The organism is Nonomuraea thailandensis (genome assembly GCF_024172165.1).
Taxonomy (GTDB): domain Bacteria; phylum Actinomycetota; class Actinomycetes; order Streptosporangiales; family Streptosporangiaceae; genus Nonomuraea; species Nonomuraea thailandensis.
The window spans coordinates 818791-830925 of record NZ_JAMZEB010000001.1; the positions used below are offsets into that span (position 1 = coordinate 818791).

14 protein-coding genes and 3 pseudogenes are annotated in these 12135 nt (G+C 68.2%); 5 read left to right on the plus strand and 12 right to left on the minus strand.

Annotation, left to right across the window (positions count from 1 at the left end; genetic code table 11):
• Positions 1–6: 6 nt before the first annotated feature.
• From HD597_RS03935 to HD597_RS03965, 8 genes are all read right to left on the minus strand, one after another.
• A complete protein-coding gene (locus tag HD597_RS03935; protein ID WP_253740297.1) occupies positions 7–723 on the minus strand; it encodes a dolichyl-phosphate-mannose--protein mannosyltransferase in 717 nt (238 codons plus the stop codon).
• The gene (locus HD597_RS03940; RefSeq protein ID WP_253740298.1) at positions 723–1481 is read right to left on the minus strand and encodes a phospholipid carrier-dependent glycosyltransferase; all 759 of its coding nucleotides are present in this window, start codon (positions 1479–1481) and stop codon (positions 723–725) included. Before HD597_RS03940 ends, HD597_RS03935 begins: the two co-directional genes overlap by 1 nt.
• Before the next feature lie 47 nt (positions 1482–1528).
• Entirely contained in the window at positions 1529–1738 is a 210-nt protein-coding gene (locus HD597_RS03945) for a hypothetical protein (RefSeq protein ID WP_253740299.1), read from the minus strand.
• A gap of 87 nt (positions 1739–1825) precedes the next feature.
• Positions 1826–2731 carry a hypothetical protein gene (locus tag HD597_RS03950; RefSeq protein WP_253740300.1) on the minus strand — a complete coding sequence of 302 codons (906 nt, stop codon included), beginning with the start codon at positions 2729–2731 and terminating at the stop codon, positions 1826–1828.
• Entirely contained in the window at positions 2728–2901 is a 174-nt protein-coding gene (locus tag HD597_RS03955) for a sigma factor-like helix-turn-helix DNA-binding protein (protein ID WP_253740301.1), read from the minus strand. The genes HD597_RS03950 and HD597_RS03955 overlap by 4 nt, the downstream gene beginning before the upstream one ends.
• Positions 2850–3233, minus strand: a complete 384-nt coding sequence (locus HD597_RS66640; protein WP_372513335.1) for a sigma factor — start codon at positions 3231–3233, stop codon at positions 2850–2852. The genes HD597_RS03955 and HD597_RS66640 overlap by 52 nt, the downstream gene beginning before the upstream one ends.
• Positions 3234–3324: 91 nt before the next feature.
• Positions 3325–4497 (minus strand): hypothetical protein, encoded by a 1173-nt coding sequence (locus tag HD597_RS03960; protein WP_253740302.1) that lies wholly within the window; start codon positions 4495–4497, stop codon positions 3325–3327.
• Positions 4494–4973 carry a SigE family RNA polymerase sigma factor gene (locus HD597_RS03965; RefSeq protein ID WP_253740303.1) on the minus strand — a complete coding sequence of 160 codons (480 nt, stop codon included), beginning with the start codon at positions 4971–4973 and terminating at the stop codon, positions 4494–4496. Before HD597_RS03965 ends, HD597_RS03960 begins: the two co-directional genes overlap by 4 nt.
• A 446-nt stretch (positions 4974–5419) precedes the next feature.
• Between HD597_RS03965 and HD597_RS03970 the strand changes: the two are divergent.
• From HD597_RS03970 to HD597_RS03980, 3 genes and pseudogenes are all read left to right on the plus strand, one after another.
• Positions 5420–5964, plus strand: a pseudogene (locus HD597_RS03970) (RNA polymerase sigma factor).
• Between the two features lie 75 nt (positions 5965–6039).
• Complete coding sequence (locus HD597_RS03975) at positions 6040–6324, plus strand: hypothetical protein (protein ID WP_253740304.1); 285 nt, start codon at positions 6040–6042, stop codon at positions 6322–6324.
• Positions 6325–6421: 97 nt separating this feature from the next.
• Complete coding sequence (locus HD597_RS03980) at positions 6422–6730, plus strand: hypothetical protein (RefSeq protein WP_253740305.1); 309 nt, start codon at positions 6422–6424, stop codon at positions 6728–6730.
• Positions 6731–7397: 667 nt separating this feature from the next.
• Here HD597_RS03980 and HD597_RS66645 read toward each other — a convergent pair.
• Positions 7398–7523: pseudogene (locus HD597_RS66645) on the minus strand (IS5/IS1182 family transposase); the annotation flags it as partial.
• Between the two features lie 125 nt (positions 7524–7648).
• Here HD597_RS66645 and HD597_RS66650 point away from each other — a divergent pair.
• Positions 7649–7972 (plus strand): annotated as a pseudogene (locus tag HD597_RS66650) (aldo/keto reductase); the annotation flags it as partial.
• A gap of 184 nt (positions 7973–8156) precedes the next feature.
• The gene (locus HD597_RS03985; protein WP_253740306.1) at positions 8157–8417 is read left to right on the plus strand and encodes a hypothetical protein; all 261 of its coding nucleotides are present in this window, start codon (positions 8157–8159) and stop codon (positions 8415–8417) included.
• A gap of 437 nt (positions 8418–8854) precedes the next feature.
• Here HD597_RS03985 and HD597_RS03990 read toward each other — a convergent pair whose 3' ends face one another.
• The 3 genes from HD597_RS03990 to HD597_RS04000 all read right to left on the minus strand — a co-directional run bounded on the left by HD597_RS03990 (position 8855) and on the right by HD597_RS04000 (position 12032).
• On the minus strand, positions 8855–9208 hold the full coding sequence (locus HD597_RS03990; protein WP_253740307.1) for a VOC family protein: 354 nt from the start codon (positions 9206–9208) through the stop codon (positions 8855–8857).
• Between the two features lie 372 nt (positions 9209–9580).
• Entirely contained in the window at positions 9581–10987 is a 1407-nt protein-coding gene (locus HD597_RS03995; protein WP_253740308.1) for an N-acetylmuramoyl-L-alanine amidase, read from the minus strand.
• A 79-nt stretch (positions 10988–11066) separates the two neighbouring features.
• Positions 11067–12032: a S8 family serine peptidase gene (locus tag HD597_RS04000; protein ID WP_253740309.1), complete on the minus strand. Its 966-nt coding sequence runs from the start codon at positions 12030–12032 to the stop codon at positions 11067–11069.
• Positions 12033–12135 lie beyond the last annotated feature (103 nt).

The following is a 12135-nucleotide window of genomic DNA, read 5'->3' on the forward strand; positions in this document are numbered from 1 at the left end:
TGATTCTCACACCCATGAGCGCATCAGCATCCGAGCCCACCACTCCGCGTGCGGGATCGTCTCGCCGGACAGGATCGGATGGAGCCACCAGAAGTTGACCAAGACGATGAGGGTTCCCGCTCCGGCGACGGCCGCCCCGATGGTTCTCCTGATCGATGCCGTTCCACCGGGTCCGAGTGCCAGCCCTGCGGCGATCACCAGCGCCAGCACCATGAACGGCACGACGGGCAACATGTAGAACAGGTACATGGTGCGGTTGTCGGCGATGGCGTAGTAGAACCACGGCAGCCACCCCGCGCCGCAGGCGAGCAGCACCGCTCCGGATCGCCAGTCCCGTACGGCCGCGTAATGGGCGATGAGCACCACGAGCGCCGGCAGCGCGAGGTACCACAGTGCCGGCGTGCCGACGCCCAGTACCGCCTTCGCGCACGTGCTGGCAGCACAGGCGTTCGGTGGGCTCTCGTAGTGGAAGGCGACCGGGCGTTGCAGGAATGGCCACTGCCAGGGCTCCGACATGTAATCGTGCGGGGTGTCCAGGCCGGTGTGGAAGCCGAGCACCTGAGCCTGGTAGGCGAGCCACGAGCGCAGCGAGTCGACGACGAAGAAGCCCGGCCCGGCCTGGGTGGCCCGCTCCCAGTTGCGTCCCCAGCCCTCCGCCCGCAGGAACCAGCCGGTCCAGCTCAGCACGTACACCACGGCGGCGACCAGGGCGAACGCGACCATCAGAGGCTGCAGGGCGGCCGCCAGCCATGGCCGCAGTCCCAGCGCCCGCTTCCCACATCAGAGCGAGCGCGGCGAAGGCGAGCAGGAAGAACACTCCCGACCACTTGACGGCGCTCGCGGCTCCCAGGCACGCCCCCGCGGCCGGCAGCCACGGCCGCACCCCCCGGCCGGAGCCCTGCCACGCACCACCGTTGCCGGATCCAGTCCCGGTCCGCCACCACGCAGGCGAAGCCGGCCAGCACCCAGAACATCAGGAACACGTCCAGCAGCGCGGTCCGCGACAGCACGAAGTGCAGGCCGTCGAGGGCGAGTAGCAGGCCGGCCAGGCAACCCAGCAACATCGAGCGGGTCATCCGCCGCGCCACCCTCGCCATGATCAGGATCGATAACGTGCCCGCCACAGCGCCGGCGAACCTCCAGCCGAAGGGCGTCATGCCGAACCACCACTCGCCGAGGGCGATCATCCACTTGCCGAGCGGCGGATGCGCGACATAGTCGGCGCATTCCCCGGCGGTCGGGCACCGCCGCCAGATGCCGAGGTCACCCGCCATGATCATCCGGTCGGCGATCGGATCCTCGGCGGTGCCCACCGTCATGCGTTCGACCCCGAACCTCAGCAGCGCGTAGGCACCCTTGATGTAATGACTCTCGTCGAACACCACCGCGTGCGGTTCGCCGAGCCGCAGGAAGCGCAACGCGGCGCCGAGCAGGGTGACGAAGAGCGGCCCCGCCCATCCCCACAACGTGTCGGCCGGCATGGGCGGAACCAGCCGGCGTGCCGTGGCCGGGCTCCGCCTGTGCGGGTTCACTCCTTGATCGCTGCCAGGTTGAGTACGGCCAGTTCGGGCGCCGTGCCGGAGCCGCACGGTGCCAGGCCGGACGAGCCGCAGGGTGGCGCCGGCCAGGCGAGTACCAGGCCGGGCGTGGAAGAAAGGCCGAGGTACACGGTTCCCTGGCCTCGCACCTTCGCCACGCCGAGGTCGAGGTCCTGCCCGGTGGCGAGGTCGTGGACCACGGTGGCGCCGAGGTCGACGAAGCGTTCCGCGCGGATCTGCGACGGCGGAACGATGGCGCCGCAAATCTCCCTGGCCTGGCCACCGCTCTAGCTCCACTCCATCGTGCGCCGGTCCACCGTGGCCACGCACCAACTCGGACTGCAGCGCATTCCCGTCGCCCCGGGCGGCGCGTGCAGGAACTGGCGTTCGCCGGTTTCCAGGTTGACGAGCACGCTCTGGTTCGCCTCGGTGTCATGCCCGTGGACGTCGGACGCCCACGGCCAGGACACCAGGTGCAGCCCGCCGGTGCCCGGCATGGCCTGGGGTGTGCCGCCGGTGATCGGGACGGCGTACAGCCCGCCCTGGCGGACCGACCAGACGACGCGGTCGCGCAGGACACCAAGGCGTTCCACCGCCGCCGCAGGTCCGCTGAGGCGCGTCACGAGGGTGGCCTCTCCACCGGAGCGTGGCAGCGCCCACACGTCCGTGCGCTTCTGCGTCCGTACGTCCTCGGCCCACCAGGCGATGTGCTCCAGACCCGGCTCCACTCTCTGCGGGTAGTAGTCGCGTGCGCCGTCCGGCTGGGGCATGTCGCCCAGGACCCTGGATTCGCGCGCCGCGGTGTCGTACACCTCCAGCCTCACGCCCTTGTCGAGGGACGTGTTGACGCGCAGAAGCACCTCCGTGGCGCTCAACGCGGTCACCGGCGCGTACGTCAAGCCATCGGACGCCACCGCCGGGATGGTGGTCATCGCGGACGACCACACGTCACCGGCGGAGGAGATGGTGGAAGGTGAGGGGGTGGCGGAGGCGTCCCGCCGGCCGAGGTCGGCCAGCGACCCCGTCGCCAGCACCAGCGCCGTGACTGCCGCGGCGGCGAACGGCACCGAGGCCGTCAGGGCCCGGCGGCGGCGCACCCGTCGCCCGGCCCGCGCGGCCGCGCCCACGTCCACCCGCGACGGCGGCTGCTCGTCCGGCACCAAGTCCTCGAACAGGGGCTTGAGGTCCGTCATCGATCCTCCTTGCTCGGCGTCACCTCGAGGAGCGCGCGCAGGGTCGCCAGCCCGCGCGCGGTCTGGCTCTTGACGGTCCCGGTCGAACAGCCGAGCGCCACGGCCGTCTGTTCGACGCTCAGATCGCAGTGGAAGCGCAGCACCAGCGTGGCCCGCTGCCGTGCCGGCACCAGGGCCAGCGCCCGCCACAAATCGATGGCCAGGTCGGCGTCCCACGCCCGCCGGCCGCCTCGGGAGGCACCGCGCTGAGCCTGGTACGCGCGAACCAGCCGCCCCGCTGCTCCTTCAGGAAGACCCGGACCAGGATCACCTGTACGTACGCATCCAGGTCATCGGCCTGGCGGGCGTGGCGCCATTTGACGTACAGCCGGGTGATCGACGCCTGCACTAGGTCGTCTGCGCGATGCCAGTCCTGGCACAGGGCATAGGCGATCCGACGTAACCAGAGCAGGCGCCCGCGGACGTACGAGGTGTACTCCTCGTACGTACTCAAGAGATCCACACCACCGGGATGCCACCGGCCACCGAAACGGTTGCACCGCGCGCGGGGAATTCCTCTGCTTGCGTGCCGTCCCGGTGCCGGGAGCGGCCGGTCACGGGATCCTGGTCAGATCCACCACGACGACCTCGTCCTTGACCTGGTAGGCCAGCACGCTCTGGTGTTGCGAGTGTGCCGGGTAGATCCGGTAGACACTCCCGCCCGCCGGCATGCCGAGATCCGCCGCCACACCGGTCGACAGGTCGCGGAGCACGAGGTCGTTCTCCACGTGGAAGCGGTCGAGGAGCTGTGGCGTCATCGTGACCGTCCCCGGGGGCAGGTCCGTCTCCCCCGAACCGTCGCGGAGCCGGGAGAAGGGCCGGCCGTCCGCCTTCACGCCGGTGCACCGGGTCACCGCGCACTTGACGTCCTGCTCGCCCGGATGTACGACGGCGGTGCTCCGCTCTCCCGTTTCCACGTTGAGGATCTCCTTGAACAGAACCCCGGGGCGCGAAGCGGCGGGACGGTCGGAGGTGCCGGCCCACGGCCAGCGCAGCAGATGGAGGTTCTCGGCCCGGGGCACCGGCTCGACCGTCCCTCCGGCCAGGGGAACGGTGTAGACCCCGCCCCTTCCCCCCAGGGAGAAGACGACCTCGCCGGCCACCACGGCGAACTCATCGATCAGGACTCCCGTCCTGATCGTGTCACCGTCCCTGTCGCCGTCCATGCCCCTGCGGTCGAGGGTGGCGAAGACGCGCTGCTCGCCGCCGGTGAGCGGCACGCTCGCCAGCTCCAGCCGCTCCTCAGTGACGTACCACCACACGATGTGACCATCGCCCACCACGAAGCCGGGCGGGGCTGTGGCCGACCCCCGCCTCACGCGATGGGCGATCTCGCGGGTCTCACCAGTGTCCAGGTCGTAGGTGTACAGGTAGTCGAGTTTGCTCGGCGACCAGTTATCCACCAGCAGCGTGTGGTCATCGAGCATAGCGATGAGATTGCCCCTGACGGCGCCGGCCGGGGCCTTCTTGACCGCCTGGGGCCAGACCTGCTCGATCGGCTCCACGGCGGTGACGTGCTGCGCGGCCGTGGTGACCGGGCCCAGCCACGGCACGCCGGCCGCGATGCCGGCGACGATCGCCGCCGCCGCCGCGATCAGCGCGCGCCGACGTCGCCACCGGCGCCGGTACAGGGTCTCGACCTCGTACGCGAGCGTGCCCGAACCGTGCGGTGCCCGCTCGGCACCCCGCACCATCGAATCGCGCAGGGAGAGCTCCAGATCATTCATTGCACGCTCCTGTCCGGGAGAGCAGAACGAAGTTTCGCCAGGGCACGCGAGGCCTGGCTGCGCACCGTGCCGTGCGAGACACCGAGCACCGCAGCGATCTCGGTGTCGGTGAGCTGCTCGTAATAGCGCAGCACCAGAACGGCCCGCTGCTTGCGGGGAAGATCGACGAGTCGCTGCCACAACTCGTCTCCGACCGGCGGCTCGTCCTCCTTGCCGATCTCGGGGAGGTTCCGCGTCAGGTGCTCGCGCCGCCGCGAACGCCATGCGGCGATGTGCAGCCTGGCCATCGTCGTACGGACGTAGCTCTCCGGATTGCTCTTGTACCGCACCCGCTGCCAGGAGCCGCGTAACCGCAGCAGCGCCTCCTGGCTCAGGTCCGCCGCGTCGTGCGGGTTACCGGTAAGCACGTAGCCGTAGCGCAGCAACGCATCGCCGCGCTCGGCCACGAAGGCCCCGAAGGCCCGGTCGGGTTCCAATGCTCATCGCCCTTCCTCTCGATCCGTCGTCACTCAGAAGGGCTCACGGCCCGGAATGTTGCACCGGTCGCCAGGAAATTCCGAGCGCGCTGCCCGCTGAGCGCTCAGGGGACACTTCGGCGTACGGTCGCCGCCCCGGCTTGGCTCGCTGCCGTACCCGATGGGCTGCCCGGTCCCGCGCATGCGGCCGTGTCGCCCTCACTCATCGGAGCCTCCGTGCTGCCGCCCCGTTCAACCGGTAACGAAAGTGCTCACTTGTTCCTAGACCGTTATCTGTGATCTAGAGGTTGACGTGCGGTGATGTGTCGGAGACATGTCCCGAGGGCAACACCGACACCCGATCTCACAGGTGGCCGCCAGTAGCCTTCGCTCACGAACCTTCCAGAAATACCCCCAGAATTCCGGACATGGACATCGATGACCGATGATCCAGTTAAGGAGACCGGATGGGAGCCGATCCCAATAGCCGGCTCGTGGAGATCTACGAATTCGCCTACGAATTCATACTCGGGTATGTCCTGCGCCGCTGCCCGCGCCCGAAGGACGCCGCCGATGTGGTGGCCGAGACGTTCACCACGGCGTGGCGTCGCATCGAGGAGCTACCCGAGGGCGACGAAGCGAGGCTGTGGCTGTACGGCGTGGCGCGCCGGGTGCTCGCGCCAATCACCGGCGCGGCGAGCGGCGCCACGAGCAGCACACGGCGGCCCTGCGCGAGCGGCTCGCCACCTCCCCCGCGCTGACCCGCCCGCCGGAGGACGAGATCTCGCAGATGGGACGGGTCTTCCGCGACCTGACCGACGACGATAGGGAACTGCTCTCCCTGGTCGCCTGGGAGCGGCTCGACCATGGGCAGATCGCCCGCATGCTCGGCGTCTCCCGCAACGCGGTGCGGATCAGGCTCTATCGCGCCCGCAAGCGTTTCGCTCGAGGGCTGGCGAGAGCCGGGATCGACCATCCTCGTGCCATCGCCCTGGAAGGGAGCTCGCTGTGAACCTCGCTGATCTCGCCCGCGTGCGCGACAAGGACCTCGCCGGGAGAAGTGTCCGCACCGGAGGCGCGGACGCTCATGCACGCGATCATGCCCCAGGGACGGGAACCGGTGACCGCGGCACGGCAGCGCCCGAAGGTACGACGGCGGCTCGTGGTGGGCTTGGCTTCCCTGGTGACGGCCACGGTGGTCGCTGTCGGCGCTGGCCTGGTCGGTGGCCCGGTAACGAGTTACGCCAACGCGGCCGTCTCCATCGAGAAGACCGATGAGTACTTCAGCGTGAGCATCACCGACGCCACAGCCGACCGCCATCGCTTCGAGGAGGCGTTCCGGGCGGTCGGGTTGAACGTCACGGTAAAGTGATCCCGGTGGCGCCGTCCGACGTGGGGAAGCTGGTCGGTCCTATCGTCCCGGACGGCTTCAAGTGGCACGGAAGCCTCGGAACGCAGGCGATCACGCCGTGCCCGTCGGTGTTCTGCGCGAAGGTGTGGATGCCGGCCGATTTCCCTGGCCGTGTGGTGTTCGGCTCGGTCGTCCCGCCAAGCCGGGCGAGCCGTACGCCGACGAGAGCCCCGTCGACCCGAACGGTGAGGAGGCCCTGTCCGGCTACACCAGTCACGGCAAGACAGTGGCGGCCGTACGGACCGAGCTGAACCGGTGCGGGCTGAAGGCCGGTTACCGGCTGCTCTGGCAGCGCAAGGACAACAGCGACGGCGGCATCTCGTGGTTCGACGAGGCCGTGCCGGGGAGCCGGGTCAAGGACGACTGAACCGTGGCGTCTACCCGGTTCCACAGCTCCGACACCGTTGACCTGTTCGTGACCCCCGGCAAGGACGCTGGTCCCGTTCCCAGCCCGTACCCTGAACCCCGGTGGTACGACATGCCCGACTGAGCCCGCGGCAGGGGCGACGCCCTCGTTCGGGGCGTTGCCCCTTACTTGCTCGTACTGTCCCCTTGTCCGCGGGCTCCTGATGATGCGTCTCGGGGCCAGTTCAGGCCGCCATAAACCAGATCAGGCTGGACTCCTGAGCTGGTTCGGATCTCTGATCGACGAGCGTCACGGTGGTGGGATCAGCAGGCGCTACCTGCCCGAGCTGTAAGTCGCACCTCGCCCGCGCAACGCGTCAGGAGACGCAGAACCCGCTCGGACCGACCGACGGCGCGGTGTGAGAGTGACTCACCTCACGCCCGGGCGCCAGGCGGTAGCTTAACAGACTTGCCCCGACACAGTAGTTGAGCTGCGTCTGGTTGGACACGCCCACAACTTCCAGCCCGGATGGGAAGCTCCACCGGTCGCCTTCCTCAACGAGAACCGTCCAGGGGGAGCCCGATGCGGTGAGGGGACACAGGTAGCCGCTTGGGCAATAGGGGATGGAAACGGTCTGTGCGCCAGCGGCCGCCTGCGTCGCTGTGAGGGTGGTGAACATCGAGCACTTTCATCCTGAGTAGCGGCCTTCTTCGATGAGCTGCAGGACGAGGATGGCCTGCACGATCATGGTGGCGCGGTGCGGGCAGCAGCGCAGCCGGACGAGGACCTTCCAGATCTTCAACGTGGCGACGGAGGCACCCAGAGCCGAGAGAGTGAGGCGCCGCTCGGCCGCTGACGCCGTAGCCGCGGCATCACGGATGAGAGCGTCATCGCCACCAAACTCGGAGGGCGGTCCAATGCTCCCGCGACCGGCCTCACCCTGATCTCGAAGGCTTGTCCGCCGAGGTGATCCGGGAATCTTCGAAGCGCAGCCGGGAACGGCTCGGCGTGGACAAGCTGGACCTCCTGCACGCGCACGTGTACGTCGAGGGTTCCCAGGTGCCGCTGGAGGGGACCGTCGCGGCGTTCGCGGAAGTGGTCGAGGACGGCGTTGTGGGCCGGCTCGGGGCGAGCAAGCGCTGGTGTGGAGACTCGAGAACGGGCCCGAAATGTGGCGGCGGCCGGGCCACCCGGCTACGAGGTCGTGACCATCGGCCCAGGAGACGTCGGCCCCGGCGAATCCCTCACTCACATCGGGCCTGACCATCACGAACGGACGGGCCATGCCGCCTGGCCCTTCAACCCCCTGCAATTTCCTGGATGGCAGAAATCAGGCGGTCCATGGCTCTCATTCCTGTTGCATGTAACCCCGCGCCGATCTTTTATAAAGGCAGATCAAACGTTCATGCCCGAAATCGGGCCATGCCAGGAAAGGAAAAGGTTGATCTTGATCAAACGCGCGATGCAGGTAGGTACGCTCGCGATGGCGGGCCTTTCGATGATTACTGCCTTGACATCTCCTGCTCAGGCGATTCAGCCCGCTAACAGCAGGAACGGCGAAGGTCCACAATACGTCGTGGAGGGTCCGTTCTACGTCGAAGATGAATGCTGGTATCGGGCAAGTTTTTACCACCCCAAGCACCCCAACTGCCTGCTCGATTCCGAATGGATGGGAGGCTCTCGCTGGTGGCTGTGGATTGACAAGTGAGGTCTTACATCTGATCTCGCGAAGCTGTGGTATGAGGATTGCTCCGACGAGGTGACCTGCGCGAGGAGCGCAGCGGCGGAGTTGGGCGCGGATCGCGTCACGTCTTCAGCTGGGTGCCGGCCTGTTCGCCGGGTGCCAGAGCTTGGCGGATGTGGTACCAGACGAGGTCTCAGCGGATCAGGCCGGACACGCAGGACAGCGTCCCCGTGAAGACCACGACTGCGTGGCACGTGGAACAGGAACTCGAAGCCTCTGGTGGACCGGTTGACCTCGATCGACACCCTTGCACCAGGGCTCTTCCGCTTGCCGATCAACTCCCCGTCACCGTATCCCCTGACCCGCCGTCCAGGATGGAGGCTTCAAGGAGCTGCAAGCTCAACCCGGCACACCTCTCCGGTTCGGTTGTGAACCGGAGAGCGGCGGCGTCTGGGCTGGTTCTAGGCGTCGCCCTTGAGCTGGATGATTTGGAGGTAGTTGCCGTCGGGGTCGGCGAAGGTGCCGAAGCGGCCGAAGGGGCGGTCCTCGACGGGCAGGAGCCAGTCCACGCCGGCTGCGTGGAGCTGCTTCTCGGCGGCGTCGAAGTCGTCGACGTGGAAGTTGAGGATGGATCGGCCCGGCTCGTCGTTCTTGGCCTCGACGTCGTCGCGCCGCTCGATGACCAGCAGGAAACCGCCAAGGTCGAGCGGGCCCTCGCCCTGGTGTTCCGGTGCGAGCGCGTTGCGGTACCACTCGCGCAGCTCCTCGGGCTGGGTGCTGCCGAGCAGAAGGCTGCCGGGGGTCAGAATTGTCATGAAGATCTCCGTGGTGTCATACAGGGGTGGGTGCGGTACCGGGCTCGGGCTGAGAGCCGACGCCGGCGTACTCACGCTCCAGCGCCTTGGCCGGGCTGCTACGCCAGCCGGCGCCGGCGATCACGACCGTCTTGCCGGATCGCCGGTCAGCTCAGGCGCCGACGGTCTCCATGCGACTGAGTGCGGGCTTCGATGGCGACGGCCTGGTGAGCCGGCATGTCCCCACCCTCGTTCGGGTTGGAGCGCGCCTCCATCGCGACGGTGAAGTTCCGCTGCTCAGCGTGTTGCATCATGCAAGAACTCTAGGACCATAGCTTTCATGATGCAAGTATAGCCGTCGGCCCGCCGGTCGCCAGGCTGCGGAGTGGGGCCTCACATGCAGTCGGGGATGTCGTTGCCGTTGTTGTCCTTGGCCTCGTCGTTTCCCCAGCGCGACAGGTAGTAGGCCGAGACCCACTGGTTCTGCCACGGGTTGCCCGAGTCCAGATCGGTCTTCAGCCACCAATGGTTGAACGAATTCCCCGACTGGACGATCGGTCCCCACGTACGGCAGTAGACGTAGTTGGTTCCCCGCAACAGGGTCCCGGTCCGGGTGCCGCCCGGCGTGGCGTACCCGGGGGCGTCGGCGAAGGTGTCCACCCAGTACTTGCCCGGGGCCGGGCCGGTTCCGCCGGTGACGTACTGCATGTACCGGTTCCAGTCCCAGTAGGGTCCGGGGTCGGTGTGGTCGTTGCCCGGAACCTCGCTGTGCGCCACGATGTGGGCCCGATCCTTCGGAATGCCGTACCGGTCGGCGATGTTACGCGTCAGCGCCGCCGACGAGCGGTACATCGCATCGGTGAACCAGGTCGCGTCCGACACGAAGCCCTCGTGCTCGATGCCGACCGATCTGCTGTTCAGGTTGTAGACGTGGTAGGCGATGTCCTTCTCGCGGACCATCTGGGTGATGTCGCCGTCCGACGACCGCACGACGTAGTGCGAGGACACCAGCTGATTCGAGGGCCTGTTGGGGTTCTGGAACCAGGAGATGGTGCCGGCGTAATAGCCCTGGGCCACGTGGATGACGATCCGGTCGATCGCAGAGCTGACCGGTCTGTTCGCGACGCTGTAGCTGTTGCTCGACGCCGGCACCCAGTGCGCGGACGGATAGTCCACCGAGGCGGCGCCGAAGTCACTTCGCGGATCGGGCACCTTCTCGTAGCCGCCGCGTTCCGGCCGGAGAAACCGCGGCGCGATCACCACCACCTCCCCCGATGGGGCTTTCGCCCGTACGCCTCTGCCGAGCACCTCGTAGACGCCCTCGGCGAACAACCGGGCCACCTCGGGCGAGGAGGCGTGGGTGTAGGCGGCCACAGCCGGATACCACGCCGCGGGATCCTTGCGCGCGACCACGCTCAACCCCAGCTCGTCGGCGTGGGAGCGCAGTAACGCCGCGCCGCCGTGCACGTTCACGGCGTCGTTCGTCCGTAGCGCCGCCACCGGCTCACCGGTGAGCTCAGCCGCCTTCTCAAGGGTTCGGGTGACGGGATTGCTGACCAGGTGCATGATGCCGTAGCCGCCGGAGGCGCTCGGCTTTCCGTCATGACCGTCGAGGTGCGTCTGTGAGTAGGCAAGCGCGGCCAGTACATCGCCCGGCACGTCGTAGGCGGCACCGGCGCGCGCGAACGCCTCCGACAGGGGCGACTGCGACACGGCCTGGGCCGGTCCGGCCGCGAGGGGAACGGTCAGGACAAGGGAGACGGCGAGCGCCGCCGCGGTGCGGGTACGGCGTGGATTCATCGGAACTCCTCTAACGGCGGCGGGTTCGCGAGCACGACTGCGAGCGGTCGGGCGGATCCGTGTCCCGGCACGGATGTCCTCACGGGCCCACGTGGAGCATGAGGTTCGGTGCCTCGGGCGAAGGGTTGCGGATCAGGCCGGGCGTGGCCTGGTTCACCAGCGCCTGCTGCACTTGGGCGGGGGTCCAGGCCGGCTGCTCGGCCAGGAGAAGGGCGGCGGCTCCGGCCACCAGGCCGGCAGAGTTCAGCGTAGGCGCGTATTCGTCGCTGCCGCCGCCGATGGCCATGACGGAGAACCACGCGAAGAGGTCGACGTTGGGGCCGGTGCGGGTGATTCTCGACTCGATGAGGTCTCCCCAGGTCCGCCCGACGGTGATGGTGTCGCTCAGCCGGGCCGGCGACACCTTCGTCGAGTCACGATCGCCGGAGGAATCGGCCATGCCCGAGTCGGCGACCAGCGTGACACCGCTTCTGATGAGCCGCAGTGCCGCCGCGTCAACGGCAGAGTCCGCGCCGACCGCCACGTTCAGCACCGCCACCGCCGGCTTGACGGCATTCGCGGTCACCCAGTCCAGCCCCTGGACAAGCCGTTCCGGAGTGGTGGTGTTGGCGCAGGCCATCACCCGCACTCCGATGATCCGCACCTCCTTGGCCACCCCGTGCCTCGCGCCGCCCACGGCGCTGGCCAGCCCGGTGCCCCAGTTGTCGAACAGGGGGCACTGCGGATTTCCGGTGAAGTCGGGTCCGTTGACGGCTCGGCCGCCGAACGTGGTGTGCGTCGTCGAGATCCGGTCACCAAGGACATAGGCGTGCACGTTGCGGCCGGTGGTCCGCCACGAGAACGTCCCGGAGGGCTGAAGATCGCGCTGATCCAGGACGTCCAGTGCCTGCGGAGGGTCGGTCTGGGTACCGGGCGATCCCGGATCGGAAGCCGCTGGTCGCGCTGCTTCCGCGGCAGCTCCCCTGGCACCGGCAGGTACTCCTGTGCCGGCGGCGACGAGCCCGCCACAGAGCAACGCGGCCAGAATCTGCGCCCGGATGCGCATTCGTACCCTCATCATGCTCTCCTTGTCGCAGCCGGTTCACCCATGGGGTCATGACAAAACGGCAGGGGAATTGTCCGGACATGGCTCGGTGACAGAGCCCGCC